Origin of the sequence: Duganella hordei (assembly GCF_040369125.1) — a bacterium.
GTDB lineage: Bacteria > Pseudomonadota > Gammaproteobacteria > Burkholderiales > Burkholderiaceae_D > Rugamonas > Rugamonas hordei.
This window is the reverse complement of sequence record NZ_BPWI01000002.1, coordinates 580,936-607,606: the sequence shown is the minus strand read 5'-3', so window position 1 is coordinate 607,606 and position 26,671 is coordinate 580,936. Positions and strand designations below refer to the sequence as shown.

The following is a 26,671-nucleotide window of genomic DNA, read 5'->3' as shown; positions in this document are numbered from 1 at the left end:
CGGGCGCCGCGGCCGATCACTGCGCCCCACCGGCCTGTCACCTCCAGGCCACCGCAGATGGGGCAGTAGCGGATCAGCCTGGCTGCGAGTGCGGCGTCGTGAAGGTTTTCGTCGACGGACGGGCGGATGTCGCGTATGCCTGTGGCGAGGATCCCGCCGAAGCCTCGATCAGACCGTTCGCCGTACGGCAGTGGAAAACGTCGCCGGATCGCTCCACCGTCGCAACTTCCGCAGTGGCGATCCAGGCACCGTAAAGGATCGCCTGCTCCCCGATGCGCCGGACGAGGTCGCGGCCGGTGATGCAGCCGGGGAAGCCCGGGTAGTTCCTCGTCAGCGGGATCGATGCGCCCCGCCCCGCGCACCGTTCGATGACTTGGACGGTCAGCCGGAAGCGATCACGATTCCTCAGTCGACCTTGACCAGGTCCTTGAAGATCAGTTGACCCCAGCTATTTCCGCGCGCCTGCACCAGCAGCCCACCTTCCGCAAGGCCGCCAAGTTTGATCGGCGCGAAACCAAGTTTTTCCGCGAGCGCGGCAACCTCCGCTGCCGCGCCGTCATCGTCGCTCGCCAGGAAAACGACTCTCCTGCCACCATTTACGGACGGATCTTGCTCAAGGACGGCAGCGACCAAATGGTTGAAGCCCTTGACCAGTCTTCCACCCGTGAAGGCCTGCGCGACGACCTTGGCGGAAGAAGGCTGTCCTCCCAGTTCCTCAGACGGCACGCCGTAGGCGTTGGTCACATCGATGATGGTCTTTCCTTCCCAGGCCGGCAGCGCCTTCGCGACATCCTTGTGCGACTCGTAACGGACAGCCAAAAAGACGATGTCCGCCTTGACGGCTTCCGCCAGTGTTTTGGGAATGATCCCGGGTCCGATCGCGGCCGCGGCGGAAGCGAAGCTTGCCGGGTCGCGCGTGGTTGCAACGGATACTTCGATGCCGCTTCGGGCAAACGTCTTGGCCAGAGCCTGGCCGAACTTGCCGAAGCCGATACTTGCGTAGCTCATATATTTTCCTTGGGTTTAGCACGCCCTGCCGGCTCCGACTTTCGAATGGAGTGGGCCAACCGGACGTTGGGGATCAGAGTTGCGCCAGGCCGCCGTCGACGGCGACCTCGCTGGCGGTCATGAAGCTGCTGTCCGACGACGCGAGGAAAGCGGCCGCAGCCCCGATCTCAGACGGATCGGCCATGCGCTGGAGCGGAGTCAACGAGGCGAAGAACTTCTGGCCCTCCTCGCCCAGCGCTTCCTTCGCGAGTTCGGTCGCTGTCGCCCCGGGCGACAGCACGTTGACCCGGATGCCGGTGCCCTTCAGATCTTCCGCCCAGGTCCGAGCGAGGTTGCGCACCGCCGCCTTGCTCGCGCTGTAGGCGCTCATGCCCGGGGCGCCCGTGGTGCCCGCGCTCGATCCGGTCAGGATGATCGAACCGCCCTCGCCCATCAACGGCAGCGCCTTCTGGACTGTGAAGATCGTACCCGTCACATTGGTGTCGAAGGTTTCGTCAATGTGCTCGGCGGTGATCTTGCCGAGCGCAAGCTGGCTTCCCGCTCCGGCATTGGCGAAGACGATATCGAGGGTTCCGCGCTCGGCCTTCACTGCGGCGTAGAGTCGGTCGAGGTCAGCCTCATCGGAGACCGAGCCCTTCACCGCGCGGGCATTGGGCCCGAGCTCAGCCACAGCAGCATCGAGCGCTTCCTGCCGGCGGCCGAAGATGAACACGAAGGCGCCCTCCTCGATGAAGCGCTTTGCCGCGGCGCGGCCGATGCCGGTAGCGCCGCCGGTGATCACGGCGGTCTTTCCATTCAGTCTGGTCATGATGTGCGTCTTTCCTTGCAGTTTTAAGGAAGCAGGGATTTGCTTCCTTGACCCCAATATAGACCCATGCTAACCTAAGGACAAGTATGCACTTTTTGGTAAGTACCCTAACAATGACGGCAATGACGACCATGACGACTCACGAAACCTGCGGTACCGGCGGCTTCTCCTGCGGGCTCGACGCCACGCTCCGCATCATCTCGGGCAAGTGGAAACCGCTGATCCTGTTTTTCCTGCGCGACGGCCCAAAGCGCTACGGCGAGCTCAAACGCCTGACCCAAGGCGTCAGCGACAAGGTGCTGATCCAGCAATTGAAGGATCTGGAGGCCGATCACGTGCTGGCGCGGAATGATTACAAGGAAGTGCCGCCTCGCGTGGACTACACGCTGACCCCGCTCGGTCGCAGCTTGGCCGAGGCGATCGTCCCGCTGTGCACCTGGGGAAACGAGCACATGGAGGAAATGGCGAGCCTGTTCGCCAAGCGCGACACTTTGCGCTATCCGGATGCCCAGACGGAGGAATGAAATGATGCACACCGATCTCGACTCGGTGCTCGCCGCGCTCAGTGTCCGTGAGCCAATCTTCCATCGCCGGGAATTTGGTACCACCCGCGAAGACCTGCTCAGAATGACGGCTGACGATTTCTGGGAAATAGGCGCAAGCGGCCATGCCTATGATCGCGACTTCGTCATCGAAACGCTACTGGAACGTTACAAGACACCCGAGCCTGACGACTGGGCGTGCTCGGACTTCACTATTCGGCAAATTGCGCAAGACCTTTATCAGCTCAACTATGTTCTGCAACAGCAGGGTAGAAGAACACGTAGGACGACGCTTTGGAGGGATGCAGGTGGTGCGTGGAAAATTGTTTTCCATCAGGGTACTTTATATCTTGATTATCCAAGCGCCCATGAAGGGCAGTTCCGGCAATCTGGCAATGGTTAGGGGAATAGTTCCTTAGGGAATTTTTGCGCTGCGCGCGGCGCCTCCGGCGCGCCACCGCGTAGCGGTGGCAAATTGGACGATTCGGAGAGGCTCGCCCCGGTAGGGGCGATGCCTTCGAATCCCCCACGCAGTGCCCGCAGGGGCACTGCTTCTCTCCGCCAAGGCACAAAAACGAAAAGGCCACCCGAGGGTGGCCTTTCGCTTTTGTGTCCTTGGCGGAGAGAGGGGGATTCGAACCCCCGATAGGCTATGAACCTATACACGCTTTCCAGGCGTGCGACTTCAACCACTCATCCACCTCTCCTGCATCCTTCCCCTCTCGGAGAAGCCGCGAATTATAGCAAAGATTCCAGAGAGTACCAACATTATTTGCCTCTCCGGCCTATTGCCCGCATCTACGCGGAGCTCAAAGGCGCCGCCAAAGCAAACTCAGCATGGATTCCCGCTTTCGCGGGAATGACGTGAGTAAGTTAGACGCATGCGGGTGGTTATGACGTCTGTGCGCTGTTAGGACGCTTCCTTCAACTGCTCCAGAATCGCCGGATTCTCCAAGGTCGACACATCCTGCGTAATCACCTCGCCCTTGGCCAACACCCGCAGCAACCGCCGCATGATCTTGCCCGAACGCGTCTTCGGCAGGTTATCCCCAAACCGGATCTCCTTCGGCTTGGCGATCGGACCAATCTCCTTGGCCACCCAATTGCGCAACTCCAGCGCCAGCTTCTTGGCCTCATCCCCAGTCGGACGCGCCTGCTTCAGCACCACGAACGCGCAGATCGACTCACCAGTCGTCTCATCCGGCTTGCCCACCACCGCGGCCTCAGCCACCAGCGGATTGGCCACCAGCGCCGACTCGATCTCCATCGTGCCCATGCGGTGACCCGACACGTTCAGCACGTCATCGATACGGCCCGTGATGGTGAAGTAACCCGTATCCTTGTTGCGGATCGCGCCATCGCCCGCCAGGTACATCTTGCCGCCCAGCTCCTCAGGGAAATAGCTAGCCTTGAACCGGTCCGGGTTATTCCAGATGGTACGGATCATCGAAGGCCAAGGACGCTTGACCACCAGAATACCGCCCTGCCCGTTCGGCACATCCACACCGGCCTCATCGACAATCGCGGTCATGATGCCCGGCAGCGGCAAGGTGCACGAACCCGGCACCATCGGCGTCGCGCCCGGCAGCGGCGTGATCATGTGGCCGCCGGTCTCGGTCTGCCAGAAGGTGTCGACGATCGGGCACTTCTCGCCGCCCACCTGCGTGTAATACCACATCCACGCTTCCGGATTGATCGGCTCGCCGACCGTGCCCAGCAAACGCAGCGACGACAGATCGTAATTCTTCGGATGCACCTTCGGATCCACATCCGACGCCTTGATCAGCGAACGGATCGCCGTCGGCGCGGTGTAGAAGATGCTGACCTTGTGCTTGGCGATGGTCTCCCAGAAGCGGCCGGCGTTCGGGAACGTCGGGATGCCTTCGAATACCACTTGCGTCGCGCCCACCGCCGTCGGACCGTAGGCGATGTAGCTGTGGCCCGTCACCCAGCCGATGTCGGCCGTGCACCAGTACACGTCGGTCGGCTTGATGTCGAACGACCACTTCATCGTCAGCGCGGCCCACAGCAGGTAGCCGCCGCTCGAATGCTGCACGCCTTTCGGAGTGCCGGTCGAGCCCGACGTGTACAGGATGAACAGCGGATGCTCGGCATCCACCCACTCCGGCTCGCACTCGGCCGATTGGCTGGCGACCAGGTCGTGCAGCCAGATGTCGCGGCCTTCCTTGAAGGCGATGTTGCCGCCGGTGCGTTTGTAGACGATCACGTCCTTGATGGTGTCGCAGCCACCTAGCGCCAGCGCTTCGTCGACGATGGCTTTCAGCGGCAGGTGTTTGCCGCCGCGCATTTGCTCGTCGGCGGTGATCACGGCCACCGCGCCGGCGTCGATGATGCGCTCCTGCAGCGACTTGGCGGAGAAGCCGCCGAACACCACCGAGTGCGTGGCGCCGATGCGCGCGCAGGCCTGCATCGCGGCCACGCCTTCTACCGACATCGACATGTAGATGATGACGCGGTCGCCCTTCTTGATGCCGCGCGATTTCAAACCGTTGGCGAACTTGCAGACCTTCTCGTGCAATTCCTTGTAGCTGACGTTGACCGACTTGCCGTCGTCCGCCTCGAAGATGATCGCGGTCTTGTCGGCGTTGCCGTTCTGCAGATTGCGGTCCAGGCAGTTGTACGACACGTTCAGGTGGCCGTCTTCAAACCATTTGTAGAACGGCGCGTTGTCTTCGTTCAGGGTCTTGGTGAACGGCTTTTGCCATACCAGGTTTTCCTTCGCCAGGCGCGACCAGAAGCCTTCGTAATCGGCCTCCGCCTCGGCGCACAAGGCGTTGTAGGCGTCCATGCCGGCCACGGTGGCTTGGGCTACAAACGCTGCCGGGGGTTCGAAGATGCGGGATTCCTGCGGTCCTTGTTGGGTTGTAGTGCTGCTCATGCTTGTCTCCATCCAGTGTTGTAATCGTTTGGCATTAACTTAAACTTTATCGCTTACTGAGCCCTTACAGATTGGCGGTCCCCGGCGGAGGATGTGGCGCTCTAGGCAATTTTACCAATATTCCATCAACCGTACGCAGTATCCACACGCCGATGCGATTGCTGAGCAGCACGTGTAAAATGTCGCCAGTCATAATATAAAGGAGTTCCGCCGTAATGATTGAGCCAAAACAGAAACTGCGCCCGCTGCCCGCCTTTATCTTCATGACGCGCTGGCTGCAGTTGCCGTTGTACCTGGGCTTGATCCTGGCGCAGTGCGTCTACGTATTCCATTTCTGGGTCGAGCTCAAAGACCTGATCGGCGCCGTGATGGGCAACGAAGCCTCGCTGCAGCACATCCTCGAAGCGGTCGCCGTGCACGCGCCGACGCCCGAAGCCGCGGCAGCCGCCGCCCACGCGCCGGCCAAGCTGACCGAAACCACCATCATGCTGGTCGTGCTCGGCCTGATCGACGTGGTCATGATTTCCAATCTGCTGGTCATGGTGATCATCGGCGGCTACGAGACTTTTATCTCCCGCATGAACCTGGACATGCATCCCGATCAACCAGAGTGGCTGTCGCACGTGAACGCCTCCGTGCTGAAGACCAAGCTGGCGATGGCGATCATCGGCATTTCGTCCATCCACTTGCTGAAGACCTTCATCAATGCAGCCGTCTACGACCCGCAAACACTGATCGCACAAACCGTGATCCACGTCGTCTTCCTTTTGTCGGCCCTGGCGATCTCCTACACCGACCGCATCACCACGCTGACCCACAACGAATCCCATTAACCACGCGAGAACATCATGACCATCATAAAGCAAGAAGACCTGATCGAATCCGTTGCCGCCGCGCTCCAGTACATCAGCTACTACCACCCTGCCGACTACATCGAGCACCTGGCGCGCGCCTACGAGCACGAGCAAAGCCCTGCCGCCAAGGACGCGATCGCGCAGATCCTGACCAACTCGCGCATGTGCGCGGAAGGCAAGCGCCCGATCTGCCAGGATACCGGCATCGTCAACGTCTTCCTGAAGATCGGCATGGGCGTGCGTTTTGAAGGCTTCACCGGCACCGTCACCGACGCCGTCAACGAAGGCGTGCGCCGCGCGTACAACTTCGACGACAACAAGCTGCGCGCCTCCATCGTGGCCGACCCGCACTTCGACCGCAAGAACACCAAGGACAACACGCCGGCCGTGGTCCACATGGAACTGGTCGAAGGCAACACCGTCGACGTCAAGGTCGCGGCCAAAGGCGGCGGCTCGGAAAACAAATCCAAGATGATCATGATGAATCCATCCGATTCGCTGATCGACTGGGTGCTGAAAACCGTACCGACCATGGGCGCCGGCTGGTGCCCGCCAGGCATGCTGGGCATCGGCATCGGCGGCACCGCCGAGAAGGCGATGCTGATGGCGAAGGAAGTGCTGATGGAAGACATCGACATGTACGAGCTGAAGCAGCGCGGCCCGCAGAACAAGCTGGAAGAACTGCGTATCGAACTGTGCGACCGCATCAACGCGCTGGGCATCGGCGCGCAAGGCCTGGGCGGCCTGACCACCGTGCTGGACGTGAAGATCATGACCTACCCGACCCACGCCGCATCCAAGCCGGTCGCGATGATCCCGAACTGCGCCGCCACCCGCCACGGCCACTTCGTGCTGGACGGCTCCGGTCCTGCCTACATGACCCCGCCTCCGCTGTCGACCTGGCCTGACGTCAGCTGGGCGCCGGACACCGAAAAATCCAAGCGCGTCGACCTGAACACGCTGACCAAGGAAGAAGTGGCCTCGTGGAAGCCGGGCCAGACCCTGCTGCTGAACGGCAAAATGCTGACCGGCCGCGACGCCGCGCACAAGCGCATCCAGGACATGCTGGCCAAGGGCGAGGAACTGCCGGTCGACTTCAAGAACCGCGTGATCTACTACGTCGGCCCGGTCGATCCGGTGCGTGACGAAGTGGTGGGCCCAGCCGGCCCGACCACCGCAACCCGCATGGACAAGTTCACCGATATGATGCTGGAGAAAACCGGCCTGATCGCGATGATCGGCAAGGCCGAGCGCGGCCCGGTCGCCATCGAGTCGATCCAGAAGCACAAGTCGGCCTACCTGATGGCCGTCGGTGGTTCCGCTTACTTGGTGTCGAAGGCGATCAAGGGCGCCAAGGTGCTGGGCTTCGCGGACATGGGCATGGAAGCGATCTACGAGTTCGACGTGGTCGACATGCCGGTCACCGTGGCCGTGGACGCCGCCGGCACGTCGGTGCACAACACCGGCCCTGCGGAATGGAAAGCCCGCATCGAGCAGCTGAACGTTCCTGTCGTGACTGCCTGATGCAAACAGCCCGCTCCCCCGGCAGCCCGATCGGTGTGTTCGACTCCGGCGTGGGCGGGCTTTCGGTGCTGCGCCACATCCGCGCGCAGCTGCCGAATGAAGACCTGATCTACTTCGCCGATTCCGGCCATGCGCCGTACGGCGAAAAAACCGAACAATACGTAGTCGACCGCTCGCTGGCGATTGCCGCCTTCCTGCTGGAGCGCGGCGCCAAGGCGCTGGTGGTCGCCTGCAACACCGCCACCGTGGCCGCCATCAAGGCGGTGCGGGCGCGCTATCCGGATCTGCCGGTGGTCGGCGTCGAGCCGGGCCTGAAGCCGGCCGCAGCGGCCACGCGCAACGGCAAGGTCGGCGTGCTGGCGACGGCGCGCACCCTCAAGGGCGAGAAATTCCTGCAACTGCGCGAGCAGATCAGCGCGGCCAGCAAGGCCGAGTTCCTGCTGCAGCCGGCCGTCGGCCTGGTCGACCAGATCGAGCTGGGCGACCTGCAAACGCCGATGATCGACTCGATGCTGGAAAAATACGTCGCCCCGCTGCTGGAGCAAGGCGCCGACACGCTGGTGCTCGGCTGCACCCACTATCCCTTCGTCCAGACCGGCATCGAACGCGTGCTGCGCGACCACGGCCGCCAGGACGTGATCCTGATCGACACCGGCGACGCAGTCGCCCGCCAGTTGGTGCGGCTGCTGGACGCAGCCAAGCTGCTGCGCCCTGAACCGGCCGCCGGCGAGCCCGCCGCCACGCTGCGCGGCTACACCACGGCCGACGTCAGCGCCCTGGCGCCGGCCTTCGCCAGCCTGCTGGGACTGCATCCGCCGGTGGAAAAGGTTGCCGTTTAAGCAAAGTAGGCTTTTTGAAGAGAAACTTTGCATTTAGATTTGCAGGATTCAAAACTGGCTTGTATAATTCGGCACCTGTCTACGAAACACTAGGCAGAGAGAAGTAAATCAGTGGTGGCTGTAGCTCAGTTGGTAGAGTCCAGGATTGTGATTCCTGTTGTCGTGGGTTCGAGCCCCATCAGCCACCCCAAAAGACACCAACAAATCAAATAGTTACAGATGTTGATTTGTTTCACACAGTGATGAAAACAGCCAGCTTATAGCTGGCTTTTTTTATTTTCGCTGCCGTAGCGCAAACCACCGTTCTCCCAAATGATTATCGTATATACGAAAAATACTTGATCAATGTATTTTCCGTATATACAATTAATCACGTGCAGATCACTTTTGACCCCGACAAAGACCGCACTAACCAACAGAAACATGGCGTTTCGTTGGCAGATGCGATCGACATCGACTGGGATACCGCGATAGAGGAACAGGACGACAGAGAGGATTACGGCGAGGACAGGTATAGAGCCTTCGGTGCCATCGGAGATAGACTTTACTGCGTGGTATATGTAGACCGCGAAGATGGACGAAGGATTATCAGTCTACGAAAAGCAAATGCCAGAGAGGTGAAGAGTTATGTCGAAGCGAACCACTAACGAGAAAGAGGCGGCGCCAGCAGAGAGGGTACCGCAACTGGACGAGGATAGGCGGCGCGCGGTGGCGCGCAAAGCCAAAGCGCTTGCGCTCGTCATGCCTACGGAGGAAGAGGACGCCGCGATCACCAAGGCCGCCCTAGCCGACCCGGACAACCCGCCAATGACCGACGCAGAATTGGCCAAACTCAAGCCAGCGCGTCGTCCGCGCGGTCGGCCAACACTGGACGTGACCAAAGTGCCTACCAGCATCCGCTTTGACAACGTTGTACTGGACTCATTCAAGGCTCTGGGAGATGGTTGGCAGACCCGCATCAACGATGTGCTGTTGCAGTACCTGGTCGAGACACATCAGCTGAGCCACCGATTCCACGCCACGGTGCAAGCTGTCGGGAAAGAGCAGAGCAAACTGGATGAATTCCTGGTCGTGGCACGGAATGCTGTGCACGCCCAAGAAAAGGTGAAGCAACATCTGCTAGCTACCGGCCGCGAAGAGGCAGCACGCGGTGAAGTCTACACAGTGGATATGGGCAACGCCATGGTAGACAATCTGCCGATCATCATCTAACCGACATACGACCGCGTCTCAGTGCAACCTGAAAAACCGCCGTATGCTCGCCAAATAGTTGGCCTGTTGTACTTGCACTGGTTCTGGATGATCGCTGCGGATGGCGTCCAGCACCTGATTGCGGTCGCTGAGCACATGGGCGAATTCGTCAGCAAGCTCCGGACGGTCGTGCAGGATGTTTTCAAAGTTCTCCTTGTCCAGCCGATAGCACAGCGCATCGGTCCTGGCGGTGACCGTGGCGCCGCGCGGCGCGCCGGTCAGCAAGCCTATCTCGCCGAACACGTCGCCGGCCTTGAGCGTGGCGCACCAGATGCGTTCCTTCCCTTCGGATTCGAACCAGACGTCGGCCTCGCCATTGACCAGCAGATACAGCCAATGCGCCACCGCGCCCTGGCGGGTGATGATGTCGTCCTTCACAAACGGCGTGTTGCGCAGCGCCTTGGCAAGCTTGGCCAACTCCTCTTCGGTAAGACCGGAAAACAGCGCGACCTTGCTCAAGGCCTTCTTGCGGATATCCATTTCCGCCAGTAGCCGCACGCTCGAGCGCCGTTCCGAATCCGCGTTGAGGCGTATGTCCATGCAAGGATGGGCCAGCGACATGTTCTGCCGCTGCAAGGCGCTGTAGAAATGGATGCGCACGGCGGAATCGGTGCCGTCGTCGTGGCCCGGATTGGTGAGCCAGTAGCGCACCGCGTACTGTATCAAGCCTTCGCGGTAGTCGGTGACGATGCATTCGGGCGGCCGCTCCACCGAGATGTACTCGATATGCGTCTGGCGCAGGGCAGTCTGGACGGTGGCGATGACTTGCTGCGGCGGCACCCCATCCTCCACCCAGAAATTCACCCAGCGCCGGAACTCCGGCTTGCTCTCCCGGCTGTAGACGTCCACTTTCGATTTCATCAGCACGCTGTTGGGGATGACGATCAGGTTGCCGTTGTTGGTGCGCACGGCCGTGTGCCGCCAATGGACTTCCACCACCTTGCCGCGCACGTCGTCGATCTTGATCCAGTCGCCGATGCGCACGGAATTGTCGAGCTGCAGGGCCAGCCCGCCCAGGATATTGCCCAGCGTTTCCTGCATCGAAAAGGCGACCACGCCGGTGATGACCGCCGACGTGGTGACCAGTCCGCTCAAGTCCAGCCCGACCACGCGCAGCCACACCAGCCCCCAGACGATATAGGTGATCACCAGCAGGATGTCTTCCATGATGCGCGGCGGGTGCATGCGCAGGGCCGGCAGCAGCGCGCGGAACGCGGTCAGGCCCAGGATGCGTATCAGCAGCAGCCCGAAGCCGAGCACGGAGGCGCTCTCGAGCAGGCTGGCGGCCTGGCGCTGGTCCATGTCCAACATCAGCTTGGAGGACAAGCTGAGCAGCAGGCACAGGCCGCCGAACAGCAAATTATTGCGGAACATGTGCTGGCTGTCCGGATCGGAGCGGGTCAGCAGCAGTTGCATCATGCTGCTGAGGAGGACAGCGCCGACCAGGCCGGCGTGCCATGGATTGATCCAGGGGCCATCAATCGTCAGCATCTTGTGTCCTCATCCGTTGCTTGCTTGCATGTATTGTGAACTCATCCATGCGCAATGTGAAACAACAACAGCGCGGAGGCTGGATGCTTTCAGCCAAAAACAACGCTTTTCCATTTGAGGGTCGCACTCGGCTGATTTACGGCGTATGCTCAAAGTGAGTATTGCTCCACAGCAGCAAATTTTACAAACAGATCACAACCCTACCCCGTTGTCGCATCGATTGACTTTGCCGCCGTCAGTGGCTCCACACTGATTTGCGCACAAATTTCACCGCAGCCAAATCCCGCTGCCAGTACATCATTTAGATCCTCACATTTGCTTCGCACGTAATGGGCGCGGCCCAGAACATATCGGGAAAAAAAATGAATATGACACTTAAAGCTCGCTTGAGCACCCTGATCGGCTTTCTTGCCCTGATCTCCATCCTCATAGGTTCGCTGGGAGTTTACGGGCTGAGCCAATCCAATGCGGACTTGAAGTCCGTCTACGAGGATCGCACCGTGGCATTGGAGCAGGTCTCGCGCATAGACCGTCTCCTGGTCAGCAATCGACTGAATTTAACGGAGGCTCTTCGGCAAACCGATGCTGCGGAGATCAAGGCAAGAACTGATCAGATTGAAAAAAATATCGCCGAGATCGTCAGTACGTGGGATAGCTACATGGCGACCGCCCTCACGCCGAAAGAAAAAGAAATCGCCGACAAGCTCGCTATCGACAGGAAGAGAATGACCAGCGAAAAAATGCTGCCGGCCGTCGCGGCATTAAAAGCGGGCCAGCCTGAAATGGCGGCGCAATTATCCGTGCAGCTGCAATCGTTGATCCCAGCAGTAACGGACGGCATCAATGCCCTGCGCAAGCTGCAAGTTGACGAGGCAAAGAACGAATACGAAGGATCGAAAGAGCGCTACGGCGTGATGCGCGGCATAGTTCTGGGGGCCATCGTCCTGGGCACGCTGGTGGGCGCCTCGGCTGGCTTCTTCCTGATCCGCGATGTCTATCATCAACTCGGCGGGGAACCGAAATACGCTTCGCAGATCGTGCGCAGCATTGCCGCCGGCGACCTGACCGTGACCGTCGACACCAGCAGCGGCGACACGCACAGCTTGTTGTTTTCGATGCAGACCATGCAGCGCAATCTGGCGCAAACGGTGGGCGAAATACGGGTCTCCACCGACGCCATCGCCACCGCCTCCAGTCAGATAGCCAGCGGCAATCTGGATCTGTCGACGCGCACCGAACAGCAAGCCAGTTCGCTGGAGGAAACCGCCTCGGCCATGGAAGAATTGACCTCGACCGTCAAGCAGAATTCGGAAAATTCCAATCATGCCAACCAGCTTGCCATCTCCGCCTCCGCCGTGGCGCAGCAAGGCGGCAGCATTGTGGCGCAAGTGGTCGATACGATGGGTGAGATCAATGCGTCGTCGCGGAAAATCGTCGACATCATCGCCGTCATCGACGGCATTGCGTTCCAGACCAATATCCTGGCCTTGAACGCGGCGGTGGAGGCGGCCAGGGCAGGCGAACAAGGCCGCGGTTTCGCCGTCGTCGCCTCTGAAGTGCGCAACCTGGCGCAACGCTCCGCCGCAGCCGCCAAGGAAATCAAGACCCTGATCGGCGACTCGGTTGAAAAGGTCGAGATAGGCGCCAAACTGGTCGACCAGGCGGGGTCGGCGATGCGCACCATCGTCGACAGCGTCAAGAACGTGACCGACATCATGGAAGAAATCACGGCCGCCGGCAACGAGCAGACGGCCGGCATCGAGCAGATCAACCAGGCGATAGTCCAAATGGATGAGGTGACACAGCAAAACGCCGCATTGGTGGAACAGGCCGCCGCTGCCGCGGCATCGCTGCAAGATCAGGCCAGCTGCCTGACGGAGGTGGTCGGCGTGTTCAAGGTCGCGGCGAAAAACGCCAGCCGGCCCGCCATCCCGACAAACAACCGCCGGGCTCCGGCCGCCAAGCCAAGACTTGCTTTAGCTGGGAAGCGGCCTGCCTTGACGGCATAGGCGGCAATTACCAACTGCATTGAAGTTACAATATTTTGCCGCCGCCTGTTGCCCACGGGAACTGGATTAACGCTACAATGATAACGTTTGCATGCGCATGCAAAGATCAGCCCACTCAGAATACTGCCATGTCCGAAGAAAAAACCCCTCTCTACGAAGTCAGCACCTACAGCAAGGACACGCCGGTCGGCCGTCCCGACACCGACGGCCGCGCCGCCGTGTTCGTGCCCACCGACCTGTACGACCTGAACAACTCCGCCGCCATCCGCAAGGGTGCCGGCATCGTCGGCTACGGCAACCCGGACGGGTCGCTCACCGTCTACTTCGAAGCCAACCGCTTCGACGACAGCAGCCTGCACAAGTGGGAAAACAAGGCCCGCAAGGCCTACGACCGCATGGTGGCCGGCGCGCCGACCGTGTCCAAGGCCAAGCTGGACTCCAAGTTTGTCGAGCAAGTCGGCATCATCGACGGCCGGGGCATCCAACTGAAGCAGCCGGAACGCCTGCAACACTGGCTGGAAGTGTCGAACGCAACGGACACCGCGCCGGAAGGCGCTATCGTCGTCTGGAAGACCAAGTAAAAGTTGGCAAAAAGATAGAGACGGGCAGTTGTCCTACATTTTGTCGGACTTTTTGCTGATGCCCGTCCGACATTTCCCGGATTATTCTGATCGCATGGTCAGTCCAATCTCAATCCGGGAGTTTGTCATGGCACGCTATCTCCATATCGCATTCGGCGCACTGTTGCTCAGCCTTGCCTGCGCATCGACCTACGAGCTGTGCTCGGAAAACGTGATGTCGCCTGTTGCCGCTGTGTATCAGCTGCGCTAAGCGGCTGCGCTAGAGTCTTATTCCTTCAGGCCCAGCATATTCACCAGGCGGTTCAGGTCACCCTCTTCCCGGATAATCTCGGCCATCAGCTCGGGCAGCGGCATGCGCCCCCAGTTGACGGCACGGCGCAGCAGATACGGCGTCGGACTGTGTGGTTCCACCAGGCTTAAATAATCGGCGATCGCGCCCAGCGCGGCATAGGCCTCGTCGCGGTTCTTCCAGCCGGACATCAGCGCCACCGGCGGCGCCAGCCCCTCCGCCATCCCCGTCGTTTCCTCGTAGTTGCCGGATTCTTCCTCTGTCGCCATTTCCTCACCTTTTTGCTCGGGGATCAATTGCTGCAGCACGCGTTCCACCGCCACCAGCGTCCCCTTCAGTTTAGACAGATTCGGCGCCTGCGACCCCAGTTGCAGGTCGACAAAAGCCAACATGGTTTCCAGGCAATTTAGGCAGCGCTGCATCACCTGTTGCCGGTTGGCCAGCTCGCGGCCCAGCCGCTGGTGTGCGTAAGTGATCACTTCGATGCGCGTCAGCTGCGGCTCGCCGTCGTCGCCCGGCTCCATCGCGTGGCCCGCCAGTTCGCGCGCGGTCATGCGGTCCCAGTCCGACAGCGTTTGCGCCGGCGGCTTGCGGGTGGCGATCTTCAGGATCGGCATGTTCACCCGTACCGTCGTCGAGAACGACGCGTTGAGCCACTCCAGCGGCGCGATGCGGGCGTCGGCGTCGCCGTCCTGTATCACCGGATGCAACGGCTCCCAGTACTGGCGCAGCATGCGGTCGACCAGGCTCAGGCCCCGGTACAGGCCGTCGATGCCGTACTGGCGCGTCCACGATTCCAGCAGCCAGGCGGCGATCTGCAAATCCTTGGAGCGCGTCGTCAGCATGGTCTTGCAGCGCGCTTCGATCAGCGGCCAATCGGCCTTCTTCAGCGGCCGCTCCCACTGCCCCATCGGCAGGCTGGGATCGTCCTCCTCGCGCGCCAGGCGGATCTCGGTAAAGATCGGATCGTAGCGCAGCGCCGGGCCGCAAGGCATGTCCTCGGTGATGGGCTTCAGCAGCAGCTCCAGCTCCTGCTGGTTTTCCATGCTCATCAAAGAAAGCGGTATCGGCAGGCTCGGTGCGTTCATAGGGGCTATCGGGGTCGGGAAACTGGGTGTCTTGTCGTCGGAAATCAGGGAGCGCGCCTTGTCCACAAGGTTGCGCAAATTGTTCTTGATGGTCGCCATACGCCTCCGCTACGGTAGCAGCTTGCCGAGTTCGCGCGCAAAAAACTTGGCCGCCAGCGGCGACGTCAGCTTGTGCAGGTCCACCACCGTGGCGCCCGGCGGCACGTAGATCTTTTCCGACAGCGCCCGCAGCCTGCCGGTATCGAAACCTTCGTCGACCTCGTGCATGGCGATCACCACGTGGTCGGAGCCGTTGTCCAGCAAGGCCTGGAACGGATTCGGGCCGGCGTAATGCGACGGCCAGCCATCGTCTATGCACGGATGCAGGTTGTAGAAGCCCAGCCGCGGCACCTGGAACAGCCGCGCGTCGATGCGCTGGCCGAAAGTGGCGCCTATGCACAGGTCCGGCCGCCACTCCTCCTCGTACAAGCGGTAGAACTCCGGCGTCTTCACGCGGCCCTTGTAGGCGGCCAGGCCATGCGACTGCGCCAGCCGCTCGACCATCACCTCTTCCTCCGCACAGTGCGGATACGACCAGACGCGGCGCTCGCGGCTGACGAAGCCGGAGCCGACGTCGTCGGTCGCCACGCCGACCACGCGCACGCGCTGCGCCAGCGGCCCCTTCAGCAGCTCGCTCAGCACATGGAAGCCGCGATGGAAGCTGCCGAACACGGCAACACGAACCAGGGGCGGCAGCGATGACATGACCACTTCTCCGATCACCAGGCCGGTGCCTTGACCGGGAACACCGGCGGCCACACCAGCGGCGTGCGCTTGCCGGCCGCGCTGACGGTCAGCCGGATGAAGACCTTGGCGCGCGTGTCGCGGGTGGCGATCTTGCCGTCGCCGATGGCCGTCATCGGGAACTCGAACTTCAGCAACTGCGAACGCGCGCCGGTGGCAGGCGCGGCATCCGCTTCGCGGTAGGCCGACACCAGGCTGAACAGCGCCCATGGATCTTCAAAACGATAGCTGATGGTGCGCTCGTCCACCGACATGCCCGGATGGCCACCCTCGGCCTTCGGTATCACCGGGCCGTCCTGCGCCACGCGCAGGGTCAGCACCACCGGCAGGCCGGGCTCCCAGCGCAGCGCCCGCGCTGGGTCGCGCTGGTGCAGCGTCTGGCTGCCGATGGTCAGCGCCCAGTCGATGATCTTGTTGCCTTCGCTTTCGACGGCGGTGTTGGCGCGGAACTCCACCATCACATCCAGTCCGACCGGCTGGCCTTCCTCGGTCGGGTACAGCGGGGCCAGGAAGTCGCGCACCTTCTGCATCTGGTCGTCCACCTTGCGCACCGTGGTGGCCGCCGACGGCCGCGACGGATCGCGGTCGGACGCCAGCGCCAGCACGTGCACGCGGTCGAACAGCTTCAGCACCGAGCCGACTTCCTCGACGTCGGCCGGCACCTTGTCGCTGGCCACCTTGCCGCCGTCCGGCGTCAGCGCGCGGAACGGCGCGCGGTTGGCCAGGCCGCTGTTGAAGGCGTCGGCGAAGCGGGTCCAGGCGTCCTGGTAGCCGGTCTGCATCAGCTCGCGGCAACGCGAGTACAGGCCGGCCTGCAGGCCCTGCATGCGCTCGGAGAACACGTCCGTGGCGCGGCGCTGGGCGGCGCGCGCGGACAGCTTGTCGAGGCAGTTGCCGATGTCGATGTCGGCCGCGGTGGCCAGCACGAAGTGTTCGAGCGCGGTCAGGCTGCTGGTCGGGCTCTTCAGTTTGTAGCGGTTCAGATCGGCCACCGTGGCCTGCCAGCGTATCACCAGCGGATTGCCGGCCTGCGTGCCGCCCAGTTGCAGCAGCAGCCCTTCCGCATCCTTGCCGGTCGCCTCGATGAACGATTGCTGCTGCGAGACGTAGCCGGCCAGCGCGCCGGCATCGGCCGCGCCGAACGCGTCCATCAGCGGCGCCTTCTCGCCGTTCCACGAGCGGAACGAGCGGTCGCGCGGCACGAACACTTCGGCGCGGGTCAGCGTTTCATCCAGCTGCTGCAGGCGCGACAGGGCGTCGCGGCTGAGCACGGCGGACAGGTTGTCGGCCACGCCGATGGCGCCGATATCCTGCAGCCACGAGCGCACCCGCAGGGCGCGCGCGCGATCGGCCTCGGCGGACGGCGCCTGCACTTCGCGCGCCGATACCAGATAGGATTGCGACAGCATGTCGCGCGCCGTCTCGCCCAGCGCGGCGTCGGCCAGGTGGGCGGCCGGCGCCTGCAGCATGGCCGGGAACTTCGGCAGGAATTCGGTCTGCACGCGCTTGCGCGAGTCGGCCAGCGCCAGCACCTGGTCCAGCCGCGCGCCATCCCAGCTGACGGTGGCGCCGGACGGCACCTCAGGCAGCCGGCTCAGGTGGTTGACCTTCATGAACGGCTGCGTCAGCAGGCCGTTCAAGGCGTCCAGCAGCACCTTGCGGTCGGCCGCGAAGGCCCACGAGGAATTGGCTTCCGACCATTCCAGGCCGGAGCTCAAACCCTGCGCATGGCTGTCGGCCGACAGCGTCGCATCCCACGAAGAAATGAATTGCGTGAAGCCGTCGTCGACCTGCTTGCGGGCGTCGTCGGAAGCGCTCTTGCCCAGCAGCGAAACGCCTTGCACCTTCTGCAGCAGGTTGTCCCAGGCTGGGCCCAGGTCCAGCGTGTTGCGGTGCATCCAGGCGCCCTTGCCCGAGACCAGGTACAGCTCCTGCGCCCGCAGCGCGGTGCGCAGCGCCTGCCAGATGGCGATGGTGGTGCTGGCTTCGGCCTTCGGATCGGCCTCGTACAACGCGGCCGAACTCTCGGCGATGGTCTGTTCGGCCTTCAGCAAGCCGTTGTTGACGTACAGCCGCTTGGCCGTGGCCTTGACGGCCAGCTTGAACGAACAGCTGGCGGCATCCTGCAACGGCTCTATCGTCAGCGACTGCACATCCTTGGCCACCTGGCGGAACAGCTTGGCGGTGCGGTCCGGATTGCCGTTCAGCTCGGTACCCAGCAGCACCCGCACCACCAGCGCCAGGTCGTCGCCGGAAGCCGGCCCGGAGGTGGTCGATTTCAGCCGCATCATCGCCTGCAACACCTGGTCCAGCTGTTCCATGCGCGCCACGTATTGCAGCAGCGCGGAGAATTCCGGCAAGTCCTCGATGTTCAGCGCGCTGTTCGGCATCGCCGTCATTTCGCTCCAGCGGGCCGGCAAGGTGCAACGGCCGCCGATGATCAGGCTGCCCGAAATCGGATCGATGGGCACGCCGGTCAGCTCGCTCACGCGCGCATAGGCGGAGCGGCGCAGCGGATCGAAGGCGTTGTCGGCGAAGCCTTTTTCCATGCGGTTCTGCACCCGCTGGTGCAGGTTGTCGAACCAGCGCCACGAACCGGGCATGAAGAAGGAACCCAGGTGGGCATTGCCCATCTGCTCGATGTTCAGCAGCGCTTCCATCGCGCGCTGGCGGCTTTGCGCCGGGTCGATCACGTTGCGGCTGGTGGCTTGCAGGCTGGCGCGCGAATCGCGGTCCAGCTTTTGCAGGTAGACCACGACGTCGGAACTGAGGCGGTGCAGGTTGACGGTGGCGAACACCAGGCCCAGCACCCACACGACCGGCACGGCGACCGCGCTCCAGCGCGCCACCCGGCTCATGGCAGGACGGCGCATGCGGTGCACCGACGACGAGCGTACCAGTCCGGCCTCGGCAAATATCTTGCGTTCGAAGATATCGCGCAGGAAGGCCGGCACGGCGCTGCCCTGCCCCGGCAGCATAGCCTGCGCCGGCGCGTCGGTGGCCAGCGTCGGCTCGGCCCATTCAGGCAAGGCGGCAGGCGCGGTGGCGGTCGTAGCGGCATCGACGGCCGGCAGGCCGGCATCGGCAGGCGCATGGCCGTCGCCCAGCAGCGCCGCTTCGTCGCTGCAATCGCCGGTCAGGTAGATGCCGCGCAGCAGGAACGGCTCGTGGTAGGCGCTCGGCCGCATCAGTTCTTCGGCGAAGATCTTCAGGCCGGCGCGCAGGCGCTCGATCTGGTTCGGCAGCAGGAAGTACTCGCTGCTGTCGGAGCCGGACGGTTCCAGCGCGCACAGTTCGGAACAGCTGTCCGACAGCGTGCGGCCGATCTCGTTCATGGCCGTGTCCATCCACTGCGCCTGGAACGGCGCGGCCAGTTCGTGCGGCGACGACCAGCCCAGCATCGAGCGGCGCAGCGGCTCCGGCAGCGCGGCGGCGAAGCGGGAGAAGCCCGGTATCACTTCGCAGTCGGCGATGGCGATATAGATCGGGAAACGCAACGCCAGCCGGTTCTGCGCCAGCCACAGACGGCGGTGGATGGCCTTGGCGCGCGCGGCCAGGTCCAGCTGTCCTGCGCCCTCGGCGTCGAGGAACATGCTGGCCGGGATCGCCACGACGATGGAATCGAACGGCCGGTCCGGACGGTAGTTGCGGCACAGGCCGAGGAAATCGTCCCAGGTGTTGTTGCCGTTGGCGGCGTCCGGATCGGGCGAGCCCAGGTAGTCGGCCTGCAGCTGCACCGCCACGCCCTGGTCGAAGAAGTTCCAGTTCAGGCCCTGGGCGCCGGCGGTCAGCGTGCTGTCCGCGCTGAGCGCGCTTTGCAGGCCGGACTGCAGCAGCGGCAGTTCGCGCCCGTGGCTGCCTTCGTTGAGGATCAGCGTCCACGGCAGGCTGTAGCGTTCCGAGCGCGCCGCGATATTATTTTCAATCAGCTCCACGGCAACGCGGAACGATTGCTTGAGCGAGTCGGCGCTGATCAGGCGCGGCTGCTGGTCGGCCGGCTTGTCGGCTTTTTCCGCTCCCTTCATCGCCGCCCAGATGACGATGGCGAACAGCAGCATGACGAGCAGCGTCAGCAACAGCAAGGTGGCGATGGCCGTGTTATCTGACAAGAAATTCAACACTATGCGTCGTCCCGATTAGTTGGTCACACGGTCGTGGCGAGCGCGGCGCGCACGGGCCACGATTGCCACAGCCACAGCAGTTCCGACAAGCCCAGCAGCATCAGCAGCGCCAGCACGAACACCAGGCCGCTGCGGTTGAACTTGGGCAGGCGCCGCGCCGCCAGGTGCGACAACGTGCTGGCGTACGCCTGCTCGGACAGCGTGCGGTCGCGCCCCTGCAGGTCGGCCGGCCGCAGATACACAAACTGGAACAGCTCGCGCCGGTACTCGGCGATCTTGTCCTGCTTCTGGCCGCGGTAGCGGCCCTGGAATCCCAGCGACAGCAAATACAGATACAGCCGGCCCAGGTTGCGGCGCGACGGCTCGCGTTCGCGCAGCAGCTGGTCCAGGTCGTCGAACACGCGCTCGCCGGCAAAGCTGGACTTGAACAGCGTGGTCTCGATCAGCACGTGGCGCCAGTAGGCGCGCCCCGCCCATTCGGTGTTCAGCAGCACCTCGTCGGCCAGCGCGGCCTTCAGGAAACGCCCCTGCACCTCGGCTTCGATGCCGGCCTTGCCCGCCACGCGGCGCGCCTCCAGCGACTGCAGCTCGATCAGCTGGCACAGCTGGCGGCTCAGCGCCTCGGCCGCCGACCTGGCCTCGCCCTCGCCGACGCGGGTGGCCGCCTGCGCCGAGCGCTGCAGCACGTCGTAGAAATCGCGGAACTGCACCGACGCCAGGTCCACGCCTTCGCTGATGCCGCCGCTCCAGGCGGCCGGTGCCGTCGATGCGTTATTGGCTGCCATCGTCATCATCCTTTAATGAACAACACGACTTCCTGCGGCCGCTGGGCCTGCAGGCTTTCGTTGGCGTTGCTGATCAGCAGAGCCTGATCGGCCACGATAAATTCGTCCGATACCTCGACGCTGAACAGCGTGTAGCCGGCGCTGGCGCGCAAGCCCAGTTCCGGCGCCGCGTCGATGCGGGTGCGCTGCGCGCCCAGCACGCGGCGGTCGGTCAGCGAAGTCCACACGGTTTGCGAGCCGATCACCGCGCCCGCCATCCACTGCGCGGCCGCGCTGTCCTGCTGGCCGCGCAGGCCGATCACCAGCCGCGAGCCGAGCCAGTCCGGCTGCATCGCCAGCGAGAACGACTGGCCGTCGTAATTGAAGGTGCAGGTCTTCCATTCCTGGCTGACCTCGGCCACCAGGTCGGTCAGCGCCTTGAGCACGGCGTCGAAGCCGGGCCAGGCATCGCCATGGTCGTAGGCCGGCGGCGTGATCGGCACGGCGCCGGGACGCAAGGTCGCCAGCGGTCCCAGCTGCGCGCACAGCGCCAGGTACAGCGGCAGCGGCTGCACGGCCGGCGCCGACAGCAACGCTTCCAGCAGCGGCAGGTTCAGGATCAGGCTCGACAGGCGGGCCTTCTGCTCCAGCAAGTTGATGCGGTCCTCGGTGCGCGACGACGGCTGCGCGGTCTGGCGCGCCAGGAACACCGCCTTGTTGCGCATGTGCGTGGCCAACTGCAGCGCGCGCTGGCGCACCGGCGACGTGGCCGGCACGTCCAGCATCGCCGGCAGGTAGGCGCCGCGGTGCACGATCTCGTTGCCCTTGTTGACGGTCATCAGTTGCATCGAGGTGTAGGCGGCCGACGGCACCGGTCCCGCCGCCAGCCCCAGGTTGACGGCCATGCGCGGCACATCGGCCGCCAGCGCCTTCGACACTTCATCCTCCACCAGCGCGCTGGCGACGCCGCGGAACATCGACGGCTGGCCCGGCTGGTGCAGCGCGCGCGTGTTGCCGACCACCAGGTATACCGGCAAATCCTGCTGCGCCATCGCATCGTTCCACTGCGACAGGTCCAGCTCCAGCGACTGCCCCTGGGCCAGCGTGCTGTCGTAGGTGACGGCCATGCCGTTGGGCAGGATCGCTTCCAGCTGCAGGATGCGCAGGCGGCCGGTCGGCAGTCCAGACTCGTCGATGACGAGCTGGCGCACGCCCCAGCCGTAAGGGTTGGTCGCCATCGACTGCCAGGCCAGCAGCGCGTCGATGCGCGCACCTTCCTGCTGGAAGTGCTGCGGCGTCAACATCATCCCTTCATGCCACTGGATGCGATTGGAAAGTTGAGGTGCGGTCATTGAATGTCTTCCATATTCTTTATTGCGGCGCGCCGGGCTTGAGTTCGCTGGCGCTGAAGCCTTGTGCATTCAGCTGCACGACATAGCCGGCGTTGTTCAGCAGCAGCCGGGCGCGGTGTTCGCCGGCGTTGGCGTAACCGGCAAACACCAGCGCGGCCCAGGCCTTCTGGCCATTCCATTTTTTGTCGTTCAGCTTGACCGTCTGGTTCGGCACCAGTTCGTACGGATACACGGTCAGCGCTTCCGGGAAGGTGCGCTGCAGCTCGGCGCGCGTGGCGAACCATTTGGCGGCCGGCATATTGGTCAGCGAGTCGAGCATGGCGGCGTCCTTGACCAGCACCACGTCGACGGCGATCGCGCTGTTGCTGTTGGCGTCGTCGGCGGCGCGCAGGGTCAGCACCTTCCAGTCCGGCGCCACCGGTTTCGGGTCCATGCCCACCAGCGAGCGCATGGTGTTGCAACCGCTCAGCAGCGCGGCCGCAAAGGCGAACGCAAGCAGGCTGCGGCGGGTCATGGGCGCTTCCATTCGGTGGCGGGCGTAGGTTTCATCTTCAGCTGCATAAGTCGGTCTTCAAAAAGCCCTGCGCAGGCCATAGCCCACGCCGGCGCAAAACACTGTGAACAAAGCGATCAACAACAGGAACAGTACGAACAGCGCTTGCTTGCGGGTGAAGACGAGCTTGATCGTAGACGGATGCCACACCTCGGAAACTTGCTCGGTATTAATATACAGACCATCCGCTACCAAGGCAATCAACGCCGACGATATAAGAAAGGAAAGTAAATTCCGTGGTCCTTCGCACAACACTTCGACCAGCATAAACACCGGCAAAACAGCTTCCAGCGGCAGGCCCATCGAGGCCAGGACGAAGCTGCCGAGTATCACGGATTTCACTCCGGCAATACCGACCGACCACAGCGCGGCGGTCCAGGACAGCACGCAGATCCACGCGATGTCCGTGATGGCCAGCGGATGGTTGTACAGGTTGGCTACGAAGATCGACAGCACCGCGAAGAACATCGCCTCGCCAGCCTTGATGAACACCGGCGCGATCGGCGACACCAGCTCGACCAGGCCGCGGCTGAATCCCAGCCGCACGCTCATGCCCTGGATGAAGCCCGGCACGGCGGCCACCGCCACCGGCGCGAACAGGCAGACCGTGATCGGCTCACGCAGCGCCAGCAGCACCAGCAGCGGCGACTTCTTCAGGCGCCAGCAGATGATCGCGACCGCCGCTCCGCAGACCAGCAGCGCTGCGGTGAAGAACGCGGCCAGGAAGCCGCCCATCAGCAGGATCGCCTCGACGCCGGCGGTGGCCGTGGCGGCTGCGGACAGCACGAAGGCGGCGGCCGGCAGCAAGGTGTTGAAGCGGTTGACCAGCGATTCCAGCGCGCGGTACATGCCTTCGAAGATGCCGCTGAGCTGGGCCGAGCGATGCGCATCCTGCACCGCCACCGCCGCGCCGAAGCACAGCACGCCGATCAGCACCGACGGCAGCGAGCCGTAGGCCAGCACGCCGAAGAAATTGTCCGGCACCAGTTCGCCCACGTCCCATCCCGCCGCCGCGCCGCCGCCGGCGTCGCGCATGGTCATGCTGAACTGCGACTCGGAACGCAGCGCCAGCTTGCCCAGCGCCGCCGTCTGCCCCGCCGACATGCCCGAGCCGGCCGCCGAGATGCTGGCCACCAGCACGCCGACCACGGCGCACAGCAGCATCGCCACCAGCGCCATGCCCGCCAGTTGCGCCAGTTGGCGCGGGGAATCGGGCTCGGACGGCAGCCGCTGCAAGCCGAAGTAGACCGCCAAGATCACGAACGGAAACGCCGCCATCTGCAGCAGCGACAGATACAGCGTCGACACCGCCGCCAGCAGCCCGGCACTGTCGGGGAACAGCGTGCCCACCCAGCCGCCCAGCAGCATCGCGCCCAGCAGCGTGGCCGGATGCTGGAAGATATCCTTCAGCTGGAAGATGGCGGGTTTGACGAGGGTCTGCATGGCCGGTCCTAGAGCTTGACGGGTTCGGCGCAGATGGCCGCGACGGCGGCGCAGCTGCCGATCACGGTCACGGCGGTGCGCGCCATCGCGCAGATCGGATCGACCGCCACCAGCAGGATGAACGCGGCCTCGAACGGCAGCGAGAAATAGCTGCAGATGGTGCCGATCAGCGATACCGTCACCACGCCCGCCATGCCCGACGAGGCAAAGCCCGACAGCACCGACACCAGCACCAGCACGCCCAGCTCGACCGGCGACATCGCGCGGCCGTACAGCGCGGCGATGAACAGCGTGCCGCAGGCGAAGTAAGCGACGGCGCCCACGCGCAGCAGCGAAATACTCAGCGGCACCAGCAACTCCACCCGTGCCCGCGCGAACTGCAAATGATCGACCAGCCCGCTGACCATGGCCGGCATGCAGGTGGCGCTGTTGTTGGTCGCCACGCCCAGCGCGAACGGCTCGCGCATGGCCGCCATCACGGCCGCGAACGGTACGCCGGCGCGGCGGCCGATCAAGATCATCGCCAGCGCCATCAGCAAGGTGGACACCACCAGGAACAGGATCACGAAGCCGGCCATGGCGCGGATCGGCTGCAGCCCGGTCTGCGCCACCTGGCTGGCCGCCATGCAGACCAGGATGAACGGTATCGGCAGGTTGACCCAGCGCGTCAGCGTCTGGCAGGCATGGTAGATGGTCTCCAGCGCCTGGTGCAGGCCGCTCGATATGCGGCTCGGCACCTGGCCCGCCGCAAAGCCGAACAGCAGCGCGAACACCAGCGCCTTCAGCGTCTCGCCGTTGGCCAGCGAGGCGAAGATGTTTTGCGGGATCAGCGACTGCAGCACTTCCTTCAGGCTGGCGCGGTGCGGCGGCTCCTCCACCGTGCGCATCGCCATTTCCGTGTTGCTGCGGTCGCCGTCGGCGCTGACGATCTTGCCCAGCGCGATGCGGGTTTCGTTGGGCAGATTGCCTCCGGGGCGCACCAGCACCGAACAGGCCGTCGCCAGCACCGCCACGATCAGCGAGAACGCCACGAACACCACCACCACGCGCTTGAAGATGCGGGCGGCGCCGCCGTCGCGGTACAGGTTCTGCAGGCTGAAGATGACGGCCGAGATCATGAACGGCAGCACGATCATTTTCAGCAGGTCGACATACACCACGCCGACCACGCTCAGGTGCAGCGCCAACGCGGGAGCGGCCCAGCCCAGCACGCCGCCGGCGAGGACGCAGGCCAGCACCGTCCACGGGTTCAGGGCCCAGTGCTGGTAACGCTGCATGCTTGTTGCATCCACGTGGATTTCCTTATTTGGTCGATTTGAGCATGCTGCTCACGGTGGGCTTCTCGGCCCGTTGCGCAATCACTTCATTGACGAACGACAGCAGGGTCTGGTCGCGGATGCCGACCATGATGCTCAGCGGCGACTCCAGGTCGTTGAAGGTCACCGTGCGCAAGGTCAGCGCCAGGCTGGGGTCGTTGTTCACGATCTGCATCACTTCCAGCTCGTCGCGGTAGGCCGCCACCACATCGCCCTTCTTGGCGGCCTCGACGGCTTCGGTCCAGGTCGGATAGCTGACCAGCTTGGCCTTGGGGAAGTTGCGGCGGCCGAACTCCTCCCATGACGACCCGGCGATGACGCTGATGGTGCCGGTGAAGTTGCGGATCACTTCCGGCAGCGGCCGGTCGCCGGCGACCTCGGCAAAGCGGATGCGGTTGATCAGTAGCGCGTGGCCGAGGCGCATGTAGGAGTTGGAGAAATGCACCATCTGGCCCCGCTTGAGCGTGCGCGCCAGGCGGCTGATGCCCAGGTCGGCCTGGCCGACCGCGACCTGCTCGGCCACGCTGTCGAAGGTCTTGGGGCTGCGGTCGAAGCGCACCGGAACGCCGAGTTCCCTGCCGATCAGCTTGGCGAGGTCGACATCGGTGCCGACCAGGTCGCCGCTTTTATTGACCGAAAAGAAAGGCGGGTTATCGGCGGCCAGCATCGAGACCACCAGCTCGCCGCGATTGACGATGCGGGCGATGTCCGGTGCCAGCTGGCGGCCGTCGGCCATCGGGACCAGCGGCGAACGGCCGGCGTCGGCGGCCGCAGCAGCGGTGGCCGCGCGCGCGGTCTTCTGCCCGCCCTGCGCCCAGCCGGCATTGCACAGGCACAGTGCGGCCAGCAGCAGCATCAAGTTGCGCAGGCGGCTCATTGGGCGGCTTTCTGCACGGCGTTGGCGCGCTCGGTGACGGGCGCGGCGGCGGCCGCCGCGTCGTTGGCGATCTTGCCGGTGATTTGCTGGCGGGCGCGGTCGGCGGCGTTGCCGGCTGCGGTGGCGCCGGGCACAGGCTTATCCACCATGCTCTGGCCGACCTGGTAACCCAGGGCGAACAGCAGCACCATCAGCGCCACGCCGGAAAAGAGGGCCAGCGCGATCAAGCGGGGAGTCAAGCTGAATCGGTATTCCATGATAGCGTTCGCGGTTAAGAGT

24 protein-coding genes and 2 tRNA genes are annotated in these 26,671 nt (G+C 63.5%); 11 read left to right on the top strand and 15 right to left on the bottom strand.

The features are described 5' to 3' along the window. Positions 1–405: 405 nt before the first annotated feature. Entirely contained in the window at positions 406–1,008 is a 603-nt protein-coding gene (locus ABWW33_RS06890; RefSeq protein WP_353400312.1) for an NADPH-dependent F420 reductase, read from the bottom strand. 73 nt (positions 1,009–1,081) lie between these two features. Continuing rightward, a complete protein-coding gene (locus ABWW33_RS06885) occupies positions 1,082–1,816 on the bottom strand; it encodes an SDR family NAD(P)-dependent oxidoreductase (protein WP_353400310.1) in 735 nt (244 codons plus the stop codon). 122 nt (positions 1,817–1,938) lie between these two features. Between ABWW33_RS06885 and ABWW33_RS06880 the strand changes: the two genes are divergently transcribed. After that, complete coding sequence (locus ABWW33_RS06880) at positions 1,939–2,340, top strand: winged helix-turn-helix transcriptional regulator (RefSeq protein WP_413448228.1); 402 nt, start codon at positions 1,939–1,941, stop codon at positions 2,338–2,340. 1 nt (position 2,341) lies between these two features. Then, positions 2,342–2,761, top strand: coding sequence for a nuclear transport factor 2 family protein (locus tag ABWW33_RS06875; RefSeq protein WP_353400307.1), 420 nt, complete (start codon positions 2,342–2,344; stop codon positions 2,759–2,761). A 213-nt stretch (positions 2,762–2,974) separates the two neighbouring features. Here the strand turns inward: ABWW33_RS06875 and ABWW33_RS06870 are convergent. After that, a tRNA-Ser gene (locus ABWW33_RS06870) sits at positions 2,975–3,065 on the bottom strand. Between the two features lie 203 nt (positions 3,066–3,268). Continuing rightward, positions 3,269–5,257, bottom strand: a complete 1,989-nt coding sequence (gene acs / locus ABWW33_RS06865; protein WP_353400305.1) for an acetate--CoA ligase — start codon at positions 5,255–5,257, stop codon at positions 3,269–3,271. Positions 5,258–5,472: 215 nt separating this feature from the next. Here acs and ABWW33_RS06860 point away from each other — a divergent pair, with 215 nt between their 5' ends. From ABWW33_RS06860 to ABWW33_RS06835, 6 genes are all read left to right on the top strand, one after another. Then, positions 5,473–6,090, top strand: a complete 618-nt coding sequence (locus ABWW33_RS06860; protein WP_176655608.1) for a YqhA family protein — start codon at positions 5,473–5,475, stop codon at positions 6,088–6,090. Between the two features lie 15 nt (positions 6,091–6,105). Continuing rightward, a complete protein-coding gene (locus ABWW33_RS06855; RefSeq protein WP_176655607.1) occupies positions 6,106–7,635 on the top strand; it encodes a fumarate hydratase in 1,530 nt (509 codons plus the stop codon). Further along, entirely contained in the window at positions 7,635–8,474 is an 840-nt protein-coding gene (murI, locus tag ABWW33_RS06850; RefSeq protein WP_353400301.1) for a glutamate racemase, read from the top strand. The genes ABWW33_RS06855 and murI overlap by 1 nt, the downstream gene beginning before the upstream one ends. A gap of 114 nt (positions 8,475–8,588) precedes the next feature. Then, positions 8,589–8,664, top strand: a tRNA-His gene (locus tag ABWW33_RS06845). Positions 8,665–8,848: 184 nt separating this feature from the next. Beyond that, complete coding sequence (locus ABWW33_RS06840) at positions 8,849–9,121, top strand: BrnT family toxin (RefSeq protein ID WP_176655675.1); 273 nt, start codon at positions 8,849–8,851, stop codon at positions 9,119–9,121. Continuing rightward, a complete protein-coding gene (locus ABWW33_RS06835) occupies positions 9,102–9,686 on the top strand; it encodes a BrnA antitoxin family protein (protein ID WP_353400298.1) in 585 nt (194 codons plus the stop codon). The genes ABWW33_RS06840 and ABWW33_RS06835 overlap by 20 nt, the downstream gene beginning before the upstream one ends. Before the next feature lie 18 nt (positions 9,687–9,704). Here ABWW33_RS06835 and ABWW33_RS06830 read toward each other — a convergent pair whose 3' ends face one another. After that, positions 9,705–11,216 (bottom strand): cyclic nucleotide-binding domain-containing protein, encoded by a 1,512-nt coding sequence (locus tag ABWW33_RS06830; RefSeq protein ID WP_353400295.1) that lies wholly within the window; start codon positions 11,214–11,216, stop codon positions 9,705–9,707. A gap of 362 nt (positions 11,217–11,578) precedes the next feature. Between ABWW33_RS06830 and ABWW33_RS06825 the strand changes: the two genes are divergently transcribed. From ABWW33_RS06825 to ABWW33_RS06815, 3 genes are all read left to right on the top strand, one after another. Further along, positions 11,579–13,225 carry a methyl-accepting chemotaxis protein gene (locus ABWW33_RS06825; RefSeq protein WP_353400292.1) on the top strand — a complete coding sequence of 549 codons (1,647 nt, stop codon included), beginning with the start codon at positions 11,579–11,581 and terminating at the stop codon, positions 13,223–13,225. A 128-nt stretch (positions 13,226–13,353) separates the two neighbouring features. Continuing rightward, positions 13,354–13,806: a hypothetical protein gene (locus tag ABWW33_RS06820; protein WP_176655602.1), complete on the top strand. Its 453-nt coding sequence runs from the start codon at positions 13,354–13,356 to the stop codon at positions 13,804–13,806. A gap of 127 nt (positions 13,807–13,933) precedes the next feature. Continuing rightward, positions 13,934–14,056, top strand: coding sequence for a hypothetical protein (locus ABWW33_RS06815; protein ID WP_353400289.1), 123 nt, complete (start codon positions 13,934–13,936; stop codon positions 14,054–14,056). Between the two features lie 17 nt (positions 14,057–14,073). Here the strand turns inward: ABWW33_RS06815 and tssA are convergent, their stop codons facing one another. From tssA to ABWW33_RS06765, 10 genes are all read right to left on the bottom strand, one after another. Next, entirely contained in the window at positions 14,074–15,183 is a 1,110-nt protein-coding gene (tssA, locus tag ABWW33_RS06810; protein WP_353400286.1) for a type VI secretion system protein TssA, read from the bottom strand. A 108-nt stretch (positions 15,184–15,291) separates the two neighbouring features. Then, positions 15,292–15,927, bottom strand: a complete 636-nt coding sequence (locus ABWW33_RS06805) for a formyltransferase family protein (protein WP_176655600.1) — start codon at positions 15,925–15,927, stop codon at positions 15,292–15,294. Between the two features lie 14 nt (positions 15,928–15,941). Next, positions 15,942–20,075: a type VI secretion system protein gene (locus ABWW33_RS06800; protein WP_353400283.1), complete on the bottom strand. Its 4,134-nt coding sequence runs from the start codon at positions 20,073–20,075 to the stop codon at positions 15,942–15,944. Between the two features lie 35 nt (positions 20,076–20,110). Then, positions 20,111–20,878, bottom strand: a complete 768-nt coding sequence (locus ABWW33_RS06795) for a DotU family type IV/VI secretion system protein (RefSeq protein ID WP_176655674.1) — start codon at positions 20,876–20,878, stop codon at positions 20,111–20,113. Beyond that, a complete protein-coding gene (tssK, locus tag ABWW33_RS06790; RefSeq protein ID WP_176655598.1) occupies positions 20,878–22,203 on the bottom strand; it encodes a type VI secretion system baseplate subunit TssK in 1,326 nt (441 codons plus the stop codon). Before tssK ends, ABWW33_RS06795 begins: the two co-directional genes overlap by 1 nt. A gap of 19 nt (positions 22,204–22,222) precedes the next feature. After that, positions 22,223–22,717 (bottom strand): hypothetical protein, encoded by a 495-nt coding sequence (locus ABWW33_RS06785; protein WP_353400280.1) that lies wholly within the window; start codon positions 22,715–22,717, stop codon positions 22,223–22,225. A 57-nt stretch (positions 22,718–22,774) separates the two neighbouring features. Beyond that, a complete protein-coding gene (locus ABWW33_RS06780) occupies positions 22,775–24,199 on the bottom strand; it encodes a dicarboxylate/amino acid:cation symporter (protein ID WP_353400277.1) in 1,425 nt (474 codons plus the stop codon). Positions 24,200–24,207: 8 nt separating this feature from the next. Continuing rightward, complete coding sequence (locus tag ABWW33_RS06775; protein ID WP_353400275.1) at positions 24,208–25,491, bottom strand: dicarboxylate/amino acid:cation symporter; 1,284 nt, start codon at positions 25,489–25,491, stop codon at positions 24,208–24,210. Positions 25,492–25,501: 10 nt separating this feature from the next. Next, positions 25,502–26,392 carry a substrate-binding periplasmic protein gene (locus ABWW33_RS06770; protein WP_353400272.1) on the bottom strand — a complete coding sequence of 297 codons (891 nt, stop codon included), beginning with the start codon at positions 26,390–26,392 and terminating at the stop codon, positions 25,502–25,504. After that, entirely contained in the window at positions 26,389–26,649 is a 261-nt protein-coding gene (locus ABWW33_RS06765) for a hypothetical protein (protein WP_176655594.1), read from the bottom strand. Before ABWW33_RS06765 ends, ABWW33_RS06770 begins: the two co-directional genes overlap by 4 nt. Between the last annotated feature and the right edge of the window lie 22 nt (positions 26,650–26,671).